General features: G+C 34.1%; 17 protein-coding genes. 12 read left to right on the top strand and 5 right to left on the bottom strand.

From position 1 onward, the window contains the following. Positions 1 to 6: 6 nt before the first annotated feature. The 3 genes from FDM27_RS00535 to FDM27_RS00525 form a co-directional block, all read right to left on the bottom strand. Positions 7 to 1,107 carry a glycoside hydrolase family 43 protein gene (locus FDM27_RS00535; protein ID WP_140484789.1) on the bottom strand — a complete coding sequence of 367 codons (1,101 nt, stop codon included), beginning with the start codon at positions 1,105 to 1,107 and terminating at the stop codon, positions 7 to 9. A 168-nt stretch (positions 1,108 to 1,275) separates the two neighbouring features. Further along, on the bottom strand, positions 1,276 to 2,037 hold the full coding sequence (locus FDM27_RS00530) for an alpha/beta fold hydrolase (RefSeq protein ID WP_140484788.1): 762 nt from the start codon (positions 2,035 to 2,037) through the stop codon (positions 1,276 to 1,278). Between the two features lie 72 nt (positions 2,038 to 2,109). Further along, positions 2,110 to 2,823 (bottom strand): pyridoxine 5'-phosphate synthase, encoded by a 714-nt coding sequence (locus tag FDM27_RS00525; protein ID WP_140484787.1) that lies wholly within the window; start codon positions 2,821 to 2,823, stop codon positions 2,110 to 2,112. 116 nt (positions 2,824 to 2,939) lie between these two features. Between FDM27_RS00525 and FDM27_RS00520 the strand changes: the two genes are divergently transcribed. The 8 genes from FDM27_RS00520 (at position 2,940) to murI (ending at position 11,400) form a co-directional block, all read left to right on the top strand. Continuing rightward, a complete protein-coding gene (locus tag FDM27_RS00520) occupies positions 2,940 to 3,596 on the top strand; it encodes a CBS domain-containing protein (protein WP_140484786.1) in 657 nt (218 codons plus the stop codon). 5 nt (positions 3,597 to 3,601) lie between these two features. After that, positions 3,602 to 4,486: an NAD kinase gene (locus FDM27_RS00515; RefSeq protein WP_071184800.1), complete on the top strand. Its 885-nt coding sequence runs from the start codon at positions 3,602 to 3,604 to the stop codon at positions 4,484 to 4,486. Between the two features lie 168 nt (positions 4,487 to 4,654). After that, positions 4,655 to 5,338 (top strand): DUF6089 family protein, encoded by a 684-nt coding sequence (locus FDM27_RS00510; protein ID WP_140484785.1) that lies wholly within the window; start codon positions 4,655 to 4,657, stop codon positions 5,336 to 5,338. A gap of 3 nt (positions 5,339 to 5,341) precedes the next feature. After that, positions 5,342 to 6,082: an isoprenyl transferase gene (locus tag FDM27_RS00505; protein WP_071184799.1), complete on the top strand. Its 741-nt coding sequence runs from the start codon at positions 5,342 to 5,344 to the stop codon at positions 6,080 to 6,082. A 7-nt stretch (positions 6,083 to 6,089) separates the two neighbouring features. Next, positions 6,090 to 8,753 (top strand): outer membrane protein assembly factor BamA, encoded by a 2,664-nt coding sequence (gene bamA, locus FDM27_RS00500; protein ID WP_255510426.1) that lies wholly within the window; start codon positions 6,090 to 6,092, stop codon positions 8,751 to 8,753. A 32-nt stretch (positions 8,754 to 8,785) separates the two neighbouring features. Then, positions 8,786 to 9,988, top strand: coding sequence for an OmpH family outer membrane protein (locus FDM27_RS00495; RefSeq protein ID WP_140484783.1), 1,203 nt, complete (start codon positions 8,786 to 8,788; stop codon positions 9,986 to 9,988). Between the two features lie 26 nt (positions 9,989 to 10,014). Further along, on the top strand, positions 10,015 to 10,515 hold the full coding sequence (locus FDM27_RS00490) for an OmpH family outer membrane protein (protein ID WP_071184796.1): 501 nt from the start codon (positions 10,015 to 10,017) through the stop codon (positions 10,513 to 10,515). A 111-nt stretch (positions 10,516 to 10,626) separates the two neighbouring features. Further along, on the top strand, positions 10,627 to 11,400 hold the full coding sequence (gene murI, locus FDM27_RS00485) for a glutamate racemase (RefSeq protein ID WP_071184795.1): 774 nt from the start codon (positions 10,627 to 10,629) through the stop codon (positions 11,398 to 11,400). A gap of 1 nt (position 11,401) precedes the next feature. Here the strand turns inward: murI and FDM27_RS00480 are convergent, their stop codons facing one another. Both FDM27_RS00480 and FDM27_RS00475 read right to left on the bottom strand, forming a co-directional pair. Continuing rightward, entirely contained in the window at positions 11,402 to 12,643 is a 1,242-nt protein-coding gene (locus FDM27_RS00480; protein ID WP_140484782.1) for an OmpP1/FadL family transporter, read from the bottom strand. Beyond that, on the bottom strand, positions 12,644 to 13,966 hold the full coding sequence (locus FDM27_RS00475) for a DUF4270 family protein (RefSeq protein WP_255510425.1): 1,323 nt from the start codon (positions 13,964 to 13,966) through the stop codon (positions 12,644 to 12,646). A gap of 230 nt (positions 13,967 to 14,196) precedes the next feature. Between FDM27_RS00475 and FDM27_RS00470 the strand changes: the two genes are divergently transcribed. The 4 genes from FDM27_RS00470 to FDM27_RS00455 are packed head-to-tail and all read left to right on the top strand — an operon-like array spanning position 14,197 to position 17,491. Continuing rightward, the gene (locus FDM27_RS00470; protein WP_140484781.1) at positions 14,197 to 15,042 is read left to right on the top strand and encodes a DUF6268 family outer membrane beta-barrel protein; all 846 of its coding nucleotides are present in this window, start codon (positions 14,197 to 14,199) and stop codon (positions 15,040 to 15,042) included. A 15-nt stretch (positions 15,043 to 15,057) separates the two neighbouring features. Further along, positions 15,058 to 16,062, top strand: a complete 1,005-nt coding sequence (locus FDM27_RS00465; protein ID WP_083382084.1) for a Kelch repeat-containing protein — start codon at positions 15,058 to 15,060, stop codon at positions 16,060 to 16,062. Beyond that, positions 16,052 to 16,408 carry a DUF4907 domain-containing protein gene (locus tag FDM27_RS00460; protein ID WP_071184791.1) on the top strand — a complete coding sequence of 119 codons (357 nt, stop codon included), beginning with the start codon at positions 16,052 to 16,054 and terminating at the stop codon, positions 16,406 to 16,408. Before FDM27_RS00465 ends, FDM27_RS00460 begins: the two co-directional genes overlap by 11 nt. Next, entirely contained in the window at positions 16,409 to 17,491 is a 1,083-nt protein-coding gene (locus FDM27_RS00455; RefSeq protein WP_140484780.1) for a sensor histidine kinase, read from the top strand. It abuts the gene before it with no gap. The last annotated feature ends 4 nt before the right edge of the window (positions 17,492 to 17,495 follow it).

Genomic DNA, 17,495 nt, shown 5'->3' with positions numbered 1-17,495 from the left:
TTTTTTTTATTTGTCAAATGAAAAATTCATATTCCAATGTTTAGCTAAAAGCTCCGCTTCTTTTTTAGTCAGATGAATTACCGAACCATGTTTTTGAACCGAAAAATTAGTACGTTTCATCACTCCTTCATCAAAATGACCAAGATTAGTAAACGTCTTAAAATCGCTGGTCTCAGCAAATCCGAAGTTGTGTGGATTTACACTAAAAATATCGTACATCAAAACCCATTTATTTTCACCGATACGTTGAAACACATTGGGAGCTTCACATGATTTTTTCTCAAAATCAACTTGCTCAGGCTGGTACACATAACCCGAATTTATTTTATCCGAAAATGCCATTTTAATACCACCCGGATTTTCCTGCGCAACATACATCATACAAAATCTTCCATCAGGAAGTTTAGTAATATCAGCATCTAAAACCTGTTTCGTACTATCCGGATACTCAAAAAGAATTTCCGGAGTTGTTTCCAATGCCGTAAACTCCTTATTCATGTAAGCATAATACAATTTAGTTTTCCCCTTAGCTTTACGCATGGTGAAATAAATCATGATTCTACCTTTTACGTCGTCATAAATCAATTCGGGTGCCCAAACGCAACCTACATTCCACTCCGGATACATCTTGTCAATATCTAAAATAGAATGTGACCAATGAATCAAATCTTTTGATTTCATTAAGACCAAATCCCTATTATTTCCCCAGTCATATTTATCCCCAGGACGTTCCCATTCGGTTTCACGATAACCTTTTTGTTTACCATAAATATGCAAATCGGTCATTGCCAAATAAAAATAGCCATCGTTTCCACGCATGATATAAGGATCACGAATTCCCTTTTGTTCGGCAATAGTATCACCGGCAATAACTGGTTTTGCGTTGTTCACATCGGTAAAAGTATAACCGTCTTTACTTAATGCAAAATACAATCCATGTGTATCATCTTTAAAATAAGTCATTAAATAAGCACTCATTTTCTCTTTTGAAGAGCGATTATTTTTTACTGAACCGCAACTTTGCAAAAAAAGAATTGCTAATAGACACATAACAACTCTTATGGGTTCAATACGCTTTAAAAAAATAGGATAAATTGTCGCAGTCATTTTATTTTGGTTTGGTGGTTAATTACTCATTTTAATTTAAGAAAAATAATATCATTTTTCGAAGAGCACAAACATAAGTGTTTTTTTTACATTTATCAAAACATCTTACCATAAAAAAAAAGCAGCAACTCAAAAGTTACTGCTTTATATAAAATTGTTTGAACAAATTTATTTTAAAAACGAAATCACCATTTGATAAAACAAGGCCGGGTTTTCGGCATGAAGCCAGTGTCCGGCATTTGGAATGGTTTCCAGTTTCATTAATGGAAAATGAATGGCTATATCCTCAACATCAGAATCTAAAATATAATTCGAACTTCCGCCACGAATAAAAAGTGTTGGTTTTTCAAAAACCAATTCTGACGGCAATGGTACTCCAATTTCCCCAACTTCTTTAGTTAAAACAGCCAGATTAAATCTGAAAGCTAATTGTCCCGGCTCCTGCCAATAAAGATTTTTTAGCAAAAATTGTCTCGTTCCAAAATCGGTGATGTATTGTCCTAAAGTTGCTTCAACGTCGGAGCGACTTGGTTTAACCGAAAAATCTACGGCGTTTAATCCTGCCAAAATAGTCTGATGATGTGGCGCATAATACTTAGGGCCAATATCGGCAACAATTAATTTTTCGACCATTTCCGGATATCGGGTTGCAAAAAGCATCGCTATTTTCCCTCCCATCGAATGCCCTAAAATATTGATTGATTGCAAAGCATGAGCCTGACAATAGTCAAAAACATCCTGAACCATTAATTCATAACTAAATGCTGATGATTGAAAACTTCGCCCGTGATTGCGCATATCGAGCATATGAACCTGAAAACCTTCGCCGGCAAATTGCTGCCCTAAAGTTTTCCAATTATCGGACATTCCAAGAAATCCGTGTATGATTAAAAAAGGTTTCCCTTCTCCTTCTATTTTTGAATAAAGCATTTGATTGCAGATTTTAGATTGCAGATTTTAGATTGCAGAAAAAATTTCTGCTTAATCTTCAATCAATTGAAATTATTTTAATTTTCGCAGATACATATTAACCACGTTTTCTAAACCTAAATATAAAGCCTCGGCAATTAAAGCGTGACCAATGGAAACCTCTAATAAGCCGGGAATATTTTCTTTAAAAAACTGAATGTTATCTAAACTTAAATCGTGTCCGGCATTGATACCTAGCCCCAATTCGTTAGCCAAAATAGCCGATTCCACATAAGGAGTAATTCCTTTTTCATTTCCTAGGCTGTATTGATGAGCAAAAGCTTCGGTATATAATTCGATTCTGTCGGTTCCGGTTTTTTTAGCACCTTCAATCATTTCTAATGCTGGGTCAACAAAAATAGAAGTACGAATTCCGTTGCGCTGGAATTCCTGAATCATCTCTGTTAAATACGCTTGGTTTTTTACGGTATCCCAACCCGCAGAAGAAGTAATGGCACCAATAGCATCCGGAACAAGAGTCACCTGATCCGGTTTACATTCTAAAACCAAATCAATAAAATTATGTTGTGGATTTCCTTCGATATTGAATTCGGTGTAAACAATTGATTTCAAATCGCGGGCATCCTGATAACGGATGTGACGCTCATCGGGACGCGGATGAATGGTGATTCCCTGTCCTCCAAATTTTTGAATATCGCTGGCTACTTTTAATAAATCAGGAACATTTCCTCCCCGGGCATTACGTAAAGTAGCTATTTTATTGATGTTTACACTTAATTTTGTCATTGGAACAATTTTTGATTACGAAAAACTATAATTTTGGTTACAAAAATACAAAGTAAAAGCTAGGCGAATTTGCCTTTTTTTGATTATTTTGCATAAAAATTGAGCATTCAAACAAAATGGAAATTACAAACTACATTACCAACGATTTCAAACCCATTGACAGCCAAGAAACTATTGAAGCTGTTAGGGATTTTTTGGGCGATTTCAATTTTTCTCATTTCCCAATAGTTGAAGAAGGTATCTACATAGGAAGTATTTCGGCCGAAGATGTTGAAACTTTTGAAGAAGAAAAAAAAGTTCAGGACTACAGATACAGCCTGGAAACTTTCTTTATCAGGACTGATGCTATCTGGATGGAAGTTTTAGAAGTTTTTGCAAAAAACCATTCGAATTTAATTCCGGTTCTGGACGAGAACAACAAATATGTAGGCTATTATGAAATGGAAGATATTATCAATTTTTTCCACCAAACGCCTTTTATAAAAGAACAGGGAGCTATTGTAAAAATCAGAAAAGGAATTTTAGATTATTCGATGAGTCAAATTACCCAAATTGTTGAAAGCAATAATGGTAAACTCTTAGGATTGTTTATTTCAGAATCCGATATCGACAGTGTTGAAGTAACCATAAAAATCAGTTCGGGAGCTATCAATGAAATCATCCAGACTTTTAGAAGATACAATTACGAAATTATCTCCGAACACCACGAAGACTCATATATTACTAACTTAAAAGAACGTTCAGACTATTTAGACAAATATCTTAACATGTAAACCCAATGAAAATAGCCATTTACGGTCAATATTATCAAAATAGTACAGAACCAATCATAAAAGACATCTTTGTGTTTTTTAACAAAAGAAATATAGAAATAGTCATCGAATCTAAGTTCTTAGCTTTAATTCAGGAAAAAAAAATAATCGAAAAGGAATACAAAACCTTTTGTTCCCACACCGAATTGGATTCGAGTTTTGATATGCTTTTAAGTATTGGAGGGGACGGAACCATTTTAAGAGCTGCTACGCTGGTTAGAAATTCCGGAATTCCAATATTAGGGATTAACGCAGGAAGATTGGGCTTTTTGGCTACAGTTCAAAAAGAAAAAATCGACGAATTTTTACAAATTGTAATCGATAAAAAATATACTCTTTCTAAAAGAACGCTGTTAAGCCTGACTGCAACACCGGAAAACGAAGCTTTAAACGACATCAACTTTGCCATGAACGAGGTTTCTGTTAGTCGAAAAGACACCACATCGATGATTACGATAGAAACTTATCTCAATGGAGAAATTCTAAACTCCTACTGGGCTGACGGACTTATCATTTCGACACCTACAGGATCCACAGGTTATTCTTTGAGTTGTGGTGGTCCCATTTTAACTCCTGATGTAAAAAGCTTAGTCATTACACCTATTGCCCCTCATAATCTTAACGCAAGACCACTTGTAATTCCTGACGAAACTGAAATCATGCTAAAGGTTTCGGGTAGAGAAGAAAATTATTTGGTTTCTTTGGATTCCAGAATTACATCTATAGGAAACGAATCGGTTTTAACAATTAAAAAAACACCATTCCAAATTAATATGGTCGAAATACCTAACGAAACTTTCTTAAAAACCTTAAGAAGTAAATTGCTTTGGGGCGAAGACAAAAGAAATTAGTTTTTTTATCTGCTAATTTATACAATACCATCAAAATTTATCGTTTAAGTATAAGCAAAACGAGTTCTGATTAAGATAAATGGATTTTTTTTCAAAAAAAAGTACATTTATCTTAATGAGCATTGTTTCGTATTGATAATTATTATATTTGCAGAATTTTCTATGAAAATGAAAAAATTTTTAAGCGTAATAATAGGTTTATTGCTAAGCGTGAGTTTACAGGCACAAATACACGAAATAGGAGTTTTTATTGGCGGAAGCAACTACATTGGCGATGTAGGTTCGACCACTTATATCGCTCCTAATGAACCTACTTTTGGCGTTTTATACAAATGGAACAAAAGTCCCAGACATTCCTGGAGAATCTCCTATTCACAGTCCACAATAACTGCTGATGATCGCGATTCTGAAGAACCTGGCAGAAGTCTGAGAGGCTATCATTTTGAAAATAGCATAAAAGAACTATCTTTAGCCCTTGAATTCAACTTTTTCGATTTTGATCTTCATACTTTAGACCGTAAAATCACGCCTTATGTGTCTTCGGGAATAAATTTTTTAAGGTATGACGAGTTATATATCGAGCTGGGGGAAACAAAAAAAAATAACGGAAGAAGCGGCATTGCAATTCCGATGATTGTAGGAATAAAATCCAAAATTTCAAGGAGTTTTGTATTAGGAGTTGAGGCTGGAGCACGCTATACATTTACTGACAATCTTGACGGCAGCAACCCTAAAGAAAACAGCTTAAGTGTATTGCGTTTTGGAAATTTAAATAATAATGATTGGTATGTTTTTTCGGGTATAACATTAACTTATACCTTTGGCGAAAAACCTTGCTACTGTGCACAATAAAAAATGAGCGTACTGGACACTTTAAATAAAAATAATTTACCTAAACACCTTGCTATCATCATGGATGGCAATGGCCGTTGGGCTAAAAAACAAGGCTTATTAAGAACAATAGGCCATGAAAACGGCACAAAATCAGTAAAAATAACTATAGAAAACTGTGTTAAATTAGGCATTGAAAACTTAACATTATATGCGTTTTCTACCGAAAACTGGAACAGACCCAAGCTTGAGGTAGATACCCTGATGAAAATTTTGATTAAGTCATTGCAAAAAGAGTTCATTACTTTTCAGGAAAACAATATCAAACTCAATACCATCGGAAACTTAGAGATGATGCCAAAATCAGCTCAAAAAGAACTTCTGGAGGTTATGGAAAAAACAAAAAACAATACCCGAATGACCTTAACACTAGCCCTCAGTTATGGTTCAAGAGAGGAAATAGTCAATGCGGTAAAGAAGATTTCTGATAAAGTTAAAAATAATATAATTTCAATTGACGCTATTGACGATTCAATTATAAATGAGCATCTTTACACGCAAAATCTACCCGATGTAGATTTATTAATTAGAACAAGTGGAGAACACAGAATAAGCAATTTCTTACTATGGCAAATTGCTTATGCTGAATTATTTTTTTCTGAAGTTATGTGGCCTGATTTCAGAGAAGAGCACCTCTATGAGGCACTCATGAGTTATCAAAAAAGAGAACGTAGATTTGGAAAAACAAGTGAACAAATTAAATAATTTTTTAGTGTTGAATAAAAGTATCAAGGCATTACTTACCCTAGTATTTCTGGGAAGTTTTTCACAAATTAAGGCACAAGACAGAGTACCATTTGACCAAGGAAAAAAATACATTTTAGCCAAGGTTGAATTGACCAATAAGATCAGTTTTAACGACCAAACAGTAGTTACTTTTGCCGGTTTGCAAAAAGGGCAGGAAATTACAGTACCAGGTGAAGAAATAAGCTCAGCTATCAAAAAACTAGGAAAACTAGGTCTTTTTGACGAAATTTCCTTTTACGTTAATCATATTGAAAACGACAGTATCTATCTGGATTTAGACATCAAAGAACTTCCTAAACTAAATGATGTCAAATTTGTAGGCGTTAAAAAAAGCAAAACCGAAGCTTTAATCAAGGATAACAGCCTTACAAAAGGAAAAGTAGTAAACGAAAACCTGATTACTACTACTAAAAACTACATCGAAAACAAGTATAAAAAAGACGGTTTTTTTAATACTAAAGTCAATATCAACACAGTAAAAGACACCTCGGCCATCAATCAGGTTAATATGGTGGTGAGTGTTGACAAAGGTGATAAAATAAAAATCAGCAGTATCGATTTTACGGGAAACAGCAAGATTTCAGACAAAAAGCTGCGTAAAGCAATGAAGGATACTAAGCAAAAAAATCCTATTCGTTTACTAAAAGCATCTAAATTTGTTAAAGACAAATACAAAGAAGACTTAGAAAAAGTAATCGAAAGTTACAAAGAAAAAGGATACCGCGATGCCCGTATCGTATCAGACACTGTAGCTTACAATAAAGAAAATAACACCTTAGCCATTAAAGTAAATGTCGAAGAAGGTAACAAATACTACTTTGGAAACATTAAATTCTTAGGTAACTCTGTTTATTCTGATCAGTTTTTGAACCGAATTTTGGGTATTAAAAAAGGAGAAACATACAACGGTGTATTACTTGAAAAAAGAATTGCCGACAAAACAAAACCTGACGGAGAAGATATTACCAACTTATATCAAAACAATGGTTATTTATTCTCTAACATCAATGCGGTAGAGGTAAAAACAGCTAATGACACTATCGATTTTGAAGTAAGAGTTACCGAAGGGCCTCTGGCATATTTTAACCACATTACTGTAGTTGGTAACGACAAAACTAATGACCGTGTAATTTACAGAGAATTAAGAACAAAACCGGGTGAAAAATACAGCAAAGAAGAACTGGTAAGAACAGTACGTGAAATAGGTCAATTAGGATATTTTGACCCTGAAGCTATTGATCCAAAATTCAAAAATGTTGATGGAGCTGCAGGAACAGTTGATATTGAATACAACTTAGTCGAAAAAGGATCCAGCCAAATCGAACTTCAGGGTGGTTACGGCGGAGGTGGTTTCATTGGAACCTTAGGGCTTTCGTTCAATAACTTCTCGGCGAGAAATATTGCAAACAAAGCAGCATACAAACCATTACCAATGGGTGATGGACAAAAAGTATCCTTACGTTTACAAGGAAGTACTTATTTCCAAACCTATAGTGTTTCGTTTTCTGAGCCTTGGTTTGGACAAAAAAAACCGGTACAATTCAGTTCATCCATTTCATACAGTAAGCAATTCTTAAACAACTTTATCACTTTTGATGTTGATAAATCAAGAAGCTTTAACATTTTTACAGTATCGGTAGGTCTTGCAAAACGTTTGACTGTTCCTGATGATTTCTTTGTATTATCACAATCTGTAAGTTACCAACATTATGATTTGAATAATTACAACACAGGATTATTCACCTTTGGAAACGGTTCTTCAAGAAACTTAGCTTATACAATAGGACTTACAAGAAACAACAAAGGGGTAAATCCTATTTTCCCAACTTACGGTTCTGAATTTAGTTTTTCGGCAAAAGTTACTCCTCCATATTCATTATTTAACGGGGTAGATTATGGCGATTTAAAAAATCAGGAAGCTTATAAGCTAAAATACGACCCTAATGCCGGATTAACAATTGACAACAGCAATGGGATTCCAGTTGCTGGTGAATATTTGACAAGAACTAGCTCAGGAAGCTACATAAGAGCCAATTCTGCTGCAGATGCCACGGCAGACAATGCTCTCGTAGATCAAAAGAAATACAATTGGTTAGAATATTACAAAATTAAGTTCAAAGCCGATTGGTATACCAAAGTTTATGGTAAATTTGTTTTAAGAACATTAACCGAATTTGGATTCCTTGGTGCTTACAATCAGGAAAGAGGTTTAGTTCCTTTTGAAAGATTTTTTGTGGGTGGAGATGGTATGGCCAACTTTGCGATGGACGGTAGAGAAACTGTCCAGTTAAGAGGATATCCTAACAGCTCGTTAACACCTCTTCAAGACGGAGTACAAGTAGGAGCTACAGTATATAATAAATTCTCTATGGAATTACGTTATCCTATAACATTAAAAGCAGCAGCATCTATTTATGCACTGGCTTTTTTAGAAGCGGGTAATGCTTTCAACAATTTTAAAACTTATAATCCGTTTGATATTAAACGTTCGGCAGGAGTTGGTTTAAGAGTATTTATGCCGGCATTTGGATTATTAGGAATTGATTTTGCACATGGATTTGATGCCTTACCGGGATTAAACACTCCAAACGGTTGGGAAACTCACTTCATTATTGGGCAACAATTTTAAAACTGCTTACTGATTTTCTAATACTTTAAGTTATGAGAAAACATTTTTTATTTCTATTTTTAGCCGCGATTGCTGCAAACAGCCTTCATTCGCAAACTCGTGGAAACAGAGTGGGTTTTATTGATATGGAATACATTTTACAAAATGTAAAGAGTTATAACGAATCCAATTCACTTTTGGAAGAAAAAGCAGAAAAGTGGAAGCAGGAAATAGAAACTAAAAAATTAGAAATAAACAAAATCAAAGAAGCACTCACAGCCGAAAAAGCTTTGCTAACCAAATCATTAATTGAAGAAAGAGAAACAGAAATCAGTTTTCTGGAAAATGAATTATTAGAATTACAACAAAAAAGATTTGGTCCAAATGGTTTACTGATGAGTCAAAAAACATTATTAGTAAAACCTATACAAGACCAAGTTTTTACAGCAGTTCAGGATATTGCCGAAGCAAAAAAATACGATTTTATCTTTGACAAATCATCCGATTTAACAATGATTTTTGCTGACAAAAGATTTGACATAAGCGATCAGGTACTACGAATAATTACCCGAACCGAAAAAAGAGAACAGCTAAGCAAAAAAGAATTAGCAGCCGAAGAAGAAAAAGAAAACAAAGAAGACGCTATAGACGACAATCCAAATCTTGCTCAAAGACAAAAAATATTAGACGAAAGAAAGGCAGCAAGAGACAAAATACTGGAAGACAGAAAGCTGGCGCAAGAACAAAAAAAACTGGAATACGAACAAAGAAGACAAAAAATTCTGGACGACAGAGCCGCTAAAAAAAATGGCACGGTTTCTGAAACAGCTAAAACTGAGGTTCAAAAAGTTGCAACAAATGACTCTCCAAGCGAAGCTGAATTAGCCAAACAAAAAGCTGCTGATGCTAAAGCAAAAACACTTGAAGAAAGAAACAAAATTATTGAAGACCGTAAAAAAGAATTAGAAGAAAGAAGACAAAAAGTTCTTGATGACAGAGCTGCTGCTGCAGCTGCTAAAAAAGCAAACACTGTTCCTGAAACAGCTAAAACTGAAGTTACTAAAGACACAACAGTACAAACGCAGACTGAAGCAGAATTAGCCAAACAAAAAGCAGAAGAAACTAAAACAAAAACTCTGGAAGAAAGAAAAAAAATTATTGAAGATCGCAAAAAAGCGTTAGAAGAAAGAAGATTACAAATTATTAAACAAAGAGACTCTATCAAAGCTGCTAGAGAGGAAAAACTTAAACAATAAATTAATTACTTAATATTTTAAAACCAATGAAACAAATTAAAACTTTATTAATTGCTGCTCTTTTCGTTTTTGGAGCAAACCAAACCATCAATGCACAAGCAAAGGTAGCACATGTAGATACAGGTGAAATTATGGGAAAAATGCCAGCTATGCTAGATGCTCAAAGCCAATTAGAAAAATTAAGCACTACATACGATGCAGATTACAAAAAAATGGTAGAAGAATACCAGGCTAAATTGAAAAAATACGAAGCTGAATCTACAACAGTAACTGAAGCTGTAAACACTGAGCGTGGTAAAGAAGTTCAGGACATGCAAAAAAGAATTGTTGACTTTAGAGATAACGCTCAAAAAGAATTACAACAAAAAGAATCAGACATCGTAAAACCATTAATGGAAAAAGTAAGAGCTGCTATCCAAAAAGTAGGTAAAGCTAAAGGATTCCAATATGTTTTAGACAGCACTAATCTTTTATTAGCTGATGGTCCAAACATCACTGCTGACGTTAAAAAAGACTTAGGATTCTAATTTACAATCTTATAAAATCAAAAAAACCGCTCTTTTTTCTACACGAAATTGAGCGGTTTTTTTATGCTTAATTTTTAGGAAAATTAATCCGTAGCTATTAAATTTGTTTCAATGGACAACAACAAACCCATAGGTATTTTTGACTCCGGTATAGGAGGAACTTCAATCTGGAGGGAGATTCACAATCTCTTGCCCAATGAAAAAACCATTTATTTAGCCGATAGCAAAAATGCTCCTTATGGAGAAAAATCCAAAGAAGAAATCATTCGATTAAGCATGAAAAATACCGATTTCCTGCTTAATATGAATTGCAAACTCATTGTTGTAGCCTGCAACACCGCTACCACTAATGCTATACGGGAATTAAGAGCGCATTATGATGTTCCTTTCATTGGAATTGAACCAGCTATAAAGCCTGCCGCAATACACTCAAAAACACAAGTCATAGGCATACTGGCAACTAAAGGAACCTTGAATAGCGAGCTGTTTAACAAAACCACCGAAATGTTCTATCACACTAAAATTATAGAACAAATAGGTTACGGACTGGTAGAATTAATCGAAAATGGACAGATGGAATCCCCAGAGATGACACAGTTGCTTCAATCTTACCTTAATCCTATGATTGATGCTAATATTGATTTTCTTGTACTGGGCTGTAGTCATTATCCGTATCTCATCCCTCAAATAAGAACTATTCTTCCCGATCATATTGAGATAATCGACTCCGGTTTGGCCGTGGCAAGACAAACACAAAATCTATTAAACCAAATCGGTTTTAATAGTGATAACAACAAGCAGCCCATTTTTTACACTAATACTAACCCTAAAGTGTTGCAAAACATTTTAGGCAGCAAGTACATCGTACAAGAAAAAGATTTTTAGATTATTCGATTTTTCTCTTTACAAACCAAATTCCGTCTAAAGATAAGTTTACTGATAACTTATGATAATTTTCCTTAATCAGACCATTACTTATTCTGCCTTTTTGTCCGTAGGAATACGAAATATTAAGAGTCGAAAAAGTATTTTCGATAGGCAGAGAAACCCCAAAAGAAAGCGCCTTATTTTCAATACGTTTATTGTCTATTTCTAAAAAACCGGTATCATAATTCATTCCTGCCGAAAACTGAATGCGATCAAAATAATTTCTTAAATTTTTACCCTTTCGATAAGAAAACCCCAATTTGAATTTATCCTGATTCAAATAATTCCCATACATTGTATTTTGATTTGTATTTTCCCAAAAGGCTTTCTCATAATCGGCACTTACGCCGAATTTGTTTTTAAACATTTTATGAAAACCCACCGAAAATTCAGAAGGCAAGTAGAAATCGTCAACATCTGAAGCTACATCAGTTTCAATTGTATTCGAAGCATCTAAGTCAGCATTATAAGATACCACCGATTGTACTTTAGTAGCATTAACTTTAGAAGGCGATTTAAAAACAGCTCCAATTGTAAAGGTAGAATCCACCTTAAATTGCCCACCTAAATTGAGTCGAACACCAGTATAACTCGATTCTTTGTCAATAGTAGTTTGCGAATTAGCAATTAGATATTCTCTATTATCAGTTGTACTCCCAAAAAGGACTGAAGTAGTCAAGCCTAAGCCTAACTTTTTACCAATTCGATGACCATAAGAAATATCAAAATTATTCAACCCTCCTGTTCCTGTTGCGCTCAAAGTATATTCTTCGTTGCTGTCCTGAATAGGCAGTTTATAATCAGAAATTTTAAATCCCGCACTGGAATACGGTTTTAAAGCAAGACTAAACGCCGATTTTGTACTCAATGGAAAAGCAAAAGCAATATGCGAAAACTGGACATTATTTCGATTCTCTTTTTTAGACAAATCCTGATAAGAAGTCTGTATTGCCTTCCCACCTACATCAAACAAAAAATGATTTCGATAACTAAATCCCAATGAAGCCGGATTCAAATTATTGATAAATCGTTCCGAAGGCAAAGCAACTCCCGAAGAACCCATAGCCGAAATAGTTCCAAAATCAGAATCATACAAGCTGCCTAAACCGTATATCGAATAAGGAGAGCTGGACAAACTTTGTGAAAATGCACTAAAAGAAGCCAAAATCAAAAAGAATAAAAAAGTGAATTTATTTTTCATCTAATAAGAGATATAGTAAATTTTCAATTGAACTTTATTTCCGGTATTCTTTTGATTTCCTAAAACCAACCTGTTTACCGCCTTGGAAATATTAGGAATAGTCAGGATAAGAGCCGACTTAGAATCGGATTGTTTCATCATTTCCGATTGCATAAAAGTCCCCAGAGGTATGCTGTAGCCAATATTTTCATCAAATTCATCCTCCGTTTTATTAAGTACCGCATAAATAGGGGTTCCGGCCGCCGAATTGAGCGTACCCCCTATCCGATTTAATTGATCAGCAACATACACATTTAGTGAATCGGCTAACGGATACGTTTTAGAATAAGTATTATTTACCGGACGAATAATTAATTGAGCATCAACAATTACACCTTTTTCGGCAATGTATTTTAATTCTTTTATATTAGGAAAATCAACCCTGCAAGCCAGTCCCGTTCCTGATTGAATAAAAGACTTGTTTTCGGTTAAATCACTCGATAGTCTCGCTGTAGTACCCGGCAAACTGCTCAAAATAGTCCCTGTCCTGTCTAAGGAAATTCGGTTATACTGTTTAGAATAATCACCTATGGTGAATTCTTTTAAAATCGAGGTTTCTGAATCGCTTACTTTTTTCGAATAATACAATTGTAGTTTACTTGTAACTCCATATCCCATTACACAAGCAGAAGTAGCCGTAGTGGATTGAATAACCAAACCTTTAAAATACTCCACAAATTCTTCCTGAGTAGTAATCTCACGCTTTTTTAGTTTTTGAAAAAGAGCATCACCAAAAGTATTATCTAATTTGACAAAAATAGAATCCTGTCTAAGCGGCTTTGGTAAAAACGAAGCTGTACCCAAACTCAAACCGTCATAAGTCAAATTCGAATTATTATAAAAACTATCATCATCTGAATTAGGATTCACTTTCTGCAACAAACGATGAACACTTATCGATTGCACTTTAGTAGTATCACCATAATAATATTTATCCGGAATTAAAACCATTCGAATAGAATCAAAAACATAATTAGCACCTTCTGTATCCGAACTTGTAGTTTGCAAATTATAACCCGAAGCCGTAAGCTGGAAATAACTGTCTGATTTTACTTTTCCAAAAATGGGATCATCATAATTCCCCAAAAGTATTCTGCTTTGATTAGAAGTTACCAATGAATCAAAATTGATTGTCGAAACTTCAACTGTTGCGGTATCAATCAAAATCACCTTATTAGTTACCGATAAATTATCTGAACCCACCACAAATTCTCCCGCATCTACATCGGAGTCACAACAAACAAACAGCACTCCAAGAAACAACATAATATATAATCTATACATAAAATATTTTTGGACAAATATAGCAGAGCACTATTTACAAAGCCTAACAACATATACAAGCAAGGATTTTGCATCTATAAAAAGCCTTTTTTAATCTATAAAGACAAATTCAATTGCGCTAATGAATTCGACCATACAAATCGGCAATCTGTCTATAAAAAACAGCCGTCTATATATCTTCTTTTTTTAAAATAGACAGAGCATCTACTTTTGGCTCAATAAAAAAATAAATGAAGTTAAAACTATTTACAACTCTGATTTTTATGATTTCAATTCTTAAGATAACTGCCCAAAGTAGCTATTCGTTAGAATTGAACTTAAAGACAATTCCAACAAAAGAAATCAGCAAAAACGAATCCGGAATAGGCTTTTCTTTTCATCAAAATTTAGATTCGAAAAACAAAATCACAAACAGCCTGACGTATAAAAACAGTAGTTTGAATTATGGTTCGGGGAATTATTTTTCAGCAAACAACAATAAATACAACTGGATAGAAAACAAACTGGAACTGACACATCAAATTAACAATAAAGTCAATTGGAATTTAGAATTGAAAACAATAGCTGCTTTTGAAAAAAGTTTTGATTTTTCAGACATCACAATTCTTGGAGGCGCAGGGATTGGATATGCTTTTAACGAAAAAAATAATATTTACCTGGGAGTAAAAAGAATGACATTGTTTGGAAAAGCCCAAATACTTCCTACGATTGCTTTTCATAGCCAATTCAATTCGAATACCGCTATCGAGATAGGCTTTCCAAATTCAGCTATTAGCTATTCTAACAATGAACGAAACGCTTTCCGATTAACAAACGTTTTTGATGGTGAATATTACAATCTCGATCAGGCAAAAGCCATCAACAGCAATGGAAATGCAAGCAAAATAAGTTTCTCTCAAATGACAACTGCATTGGAATACGAGAGAAATGTTGACCGCAACTGGTATATGAGTTTTCAGGGAGGCTACCAATTTGACAAAAAATACACACTAACAAACAACAGAGGGACAACAAAATACAATTTCGACGCTAATGATGGTTTCCTCTTTAACATTGGCATAAAATACAAACAGTAACAAATAAAATAAATTATGACTATTTTAAAAGGAAGAACATTCATTACCCTACTATTAATGGGATTAGTATTTGTGGGTTGCAGTAATGACGACGAAGAAGAATTATTAGGTAACTGGATTAAAAAATCTTCATTTGATGGACCGGCAAGATCAAGTGCAAGCAGTTTTGTGATAGGTACTTATGCTTATGTTGCTACAGGATATACAGGTGACGAATATTTAAAAGACCTATGGGCTTACAATTCTGATGGGGATTATTGGGAACAAAAAGCGGATTTTAGCGGAATTGCCCGAAGTGCCGCATCTGGATTTGAATTAGACGGAAATGGATACATTGGTCTTGGATACGATGGAGTCAACAAGTTAAAAGATTTTTACCAATACAATCCTGACACCAACAGCTGGACTCAAAAAGCCGATTTTGCAGGAAGTGCCCGTTATTCGGCTGTAGGATTTCAAGTGGGTGGAAAAGCATATTTTGGGACAGGATATGACAATAACTTTCTAAAAGATTTTTATCAATACGATGCTAATACTGATACCTGGACTCAGGTAAACGGATTTAGCGGAAACAAAAGAAGAAATGCCTCTGTTTTTGTTATTGACAACAAAGCCTATTTAGTAGCAGGGATTAACAACGGAGCTTATCAGATTGATTTCTGGATGTTTGACCCCAGTACTGATACCTGGACTAAAAAACGCGATATTGACCAGGACGATGATGACGACGAAACATACAATGACGATTATGCCATTAGCCGTTCTAACGCATCGGCATTTTCAATGAACGGATTAGGTTATCTGGTCTGTGGTGAAAGTTCAAAAACCATTTGGGAATACAATCCGTCAACTGACGTTTGGGAAGAAAAAACAGCCCTGGAAGGAGCAGGCAGAACCGATGCTATAGGATTTTCTATTAACGAAAGAGGTTTTGTATTATTAGGAAGATCGGGATCTTCTTTTTATGACGATGTATGGGAATTTAAACCACTGGAAGAACAAAATGACGATGACAATTAATTCAAACCCTAAATTCTTCCGGACTACTATCCGGAAGAATTTTTTATTAAACACCACAAAAAAGTACTTTTTACTAATTGTTTTTTTAACATTCTTTTCCTGCAACAGCCCGCAGGATTTTAGCTTAGAATCCATAAAAACACCAAGCGGTTGGGGATATGTGATCAAAAATAATGACAAAATCATTATCAAACAATCTATAATTCCAGTAATTCAAAACATCAAATCATTTGAAAGCGAAACCGAAGCACTAAAAGTAGGGAATTTGGTATTAGATAAATTGAAACAGCAAACATCGCCAACAATTACAAAAAAAGATTTAATTTTATTGTCAATTAGAATCTAAATGAACATAGAGGGAATTACAAACAACAATACTAACAGAATACTGATACACAGTATTATTTGGTGCTTTTTAATAATTGCCTCATTATTGCCATTTTACCAAAATTTCACCAGCATCAATGCCGAGTTTTATGTACAATGGTCCAGTGGCATTCTATTGTTTTATGCTAACTATTTTTATTTTGTACCTAATTTGCTTTTGCAAAAAAAATATGCCGCTTATCTTGGAATTATTTTGAGTATTGTTAGTATTTTAACTTGTATTAAAATCTTCTATTTCAGTCCTGAATTCCACAATATGCCACATCAAAGAATATTTGACAGTAATGGAAAAGAAATCATTCGAGAAAAATTCTTCTTTAAAAAACGTCCCCCTTTTTTCTTCAAATTTTTCCCATCACTGTTTTATCTATTCATTGTTTCTATAAGCACCTTAATCAAAACACTTTCAGAATATTATACCAATCAACAAAATAAATTAATTTCTGAAACCCGTAAAACATCGACTGAATTAAACTATTTAAGAAAGCAAACTAATCCGCACTTTTTGTTCAATGCCTTGAATAGCATTTATTCATTAGCGTATAAAAAATCAGATTTAGTTCCGGATGCCATTGTAACCTTATCCGAAATGATGCGCTACATGCTTTATGAAACCGACAATAAAGCAGTATCTTTAGAAAAGGAAATCAATTACATTAAGAACTATATTGATTTACAAAAATTACGATTAAACAATATCGAAAACATTTTCATCAACATTCACGGCGATACCCGAAACAAGTCTATCGAACCTATGCTTTTGATTTCATTTATCGAAAATGCTTTTAAATACGGAACTGATTATAAAGGAACCACTTATGTAAAAATTAAAATTGTTATCGAAGAAAACAACTTTGATTTTTGGATTGAAAATAGAATTGAGAATCAAATAAAAGATCCTAACAACTCTGGAATTGGTTTAAAAAACATTAAAAACAGATTGAACATCCTGTATCCAAATGCTCATCAATTGAACATTACGCAGACGGATAACCTATACAGTGTACATTTGAATTTGAAACTGGAACCATTGGAAAACTAAATAA

This window comes from Flavobacterium sp. GSA192 (assembly GCF_006386525.1).
Taxonomy (GTDB): Bacteria; Bacteroidota; Bacteroidia; order Flavobacteriales; family Flavobacteriaceae; genus Flavobacterium; species Flavobacterium commune.
This window is presented reverse-complemented; position numbering and strand designations above follow the sequence as displayed.

What these genes read in the sequence shown, in the direction of transcription:
- FDM27_RS00465 (WP_083382084.1), top strand. Translation starts at nt 15,058, where the DNA reads ATGACTATTTTAAAAGGAAGAACATTCATTACCCTACTATTAATGGGA.
- FDM27_RS00460 (WP_071184791.1), top strand. Translation starts at nt 16,052, where the DNA reads ATGACAATTAATTCAAACCCTAAATTCTTCCGGACTACTATCCGGAAG.
- FDM27_RS00505 (WP_071184799.1), top strand. Translation starts at nt 5,342, where the DNA reads ATGAGCGTACTGGACACTTTAAATAAAAATAATTTACCTAAACACCTT.
- FDM27_RS00525 (WP_140484787.1), bottom strand. Translation starts at nt 2,823, where the DNA reads ATGACAAAATTAAGTGTAAACATCAATAAAATAGCTACTTTACGTAAT.
- FDM27_RS00490 (WP_071184796.1), top strand. Translation starts at nt 10,015, where the DNA reads ATGAAACAAATTAAAACTTTATTAATTGCTGCTCTTTTCGTTTTTGGA.
- FDM27_RS00530 (WP_140484788.1), bottom strand. Translation starts at nt 2,037, where the DNA reads ATGCTTTATTCAAAAATAGAAGGAGAAGGGAAACCTTTTTTAATCATA.
- FDM27_RS00455 (WP_140484780.1), top strand. Translation starts at nt 16,409, where the DNA reads ATGAACATAGAGGGAATTACAAACAACAATACTAACAGAATACTGATA.
- FDM27_RS00515 (WP_071184800.1), top strand. Translation starts at nt 3,602, where the DNA reads ATGAAAATAGCCATTTACGGTCAATATTATCAAAATAGTACAGAACCA.
- FDM27_RS00495 (WP_140484783.1), top strand. Translation starts at nt 8,786, where the DNA reads ATGAGAAAACATTTTTTATTTCTATTTTTAGCCGCGATTGCTGCAAAC.
- FDM27_RS00475 (WP_255510425.1), bottom strand. Translation starts at nt 13,966, where the DNA reads ATGTATAGATTATATATTATGTTGTTTCTTGGAGTGCTGTTTGTTTGT.
- FDM27_RS00510 (WP_140484785.1), top strand. Translation starts at nt 4,655, where the DNA reads ATGAAAAAATTTTTAAGCGTAATAATAGGTTTATTGCTAAGCGTGAGT.
- FDM27_RS00535 (WP_140484789.1), bottom strand. Translation starts at nt 1,107, where the DNA reads ATGACTGCGACAATTTATCCTATTTTTTTAAAGCGTATTGAACCCATA.
- murI (WP_071184795.1), top strand. Translation starts at nt 10,627, where the DNA reads ATGGACAACAACAAACCCATAGGTATTTTTGACTCCGGTATAGGAGGA.
- FDM27_RS00480 (WP_140484782.1), bottom strand. Translation starts at nt 12,643, where the DNA reads ATGAAAAATAAATTCACTTTTTTATTCTTTTTGATTTTGGCTTCTTTT.
- FDM27_RS00520 (WP_140484786.1), top strand. Translation starts at nt 2,940, where the DNA reads ATGGAAATTACAAACTACATTACCAACGATTTCAAACCCATTGACAGC.
- FDM27_RS00470 (WP_140484781.1), top strand. Translation starts at nt 14,197, where the DNA reads ATGAAGTTAAAACTATTTACAACTCTGATTTTTATGATTTCAATTCTT.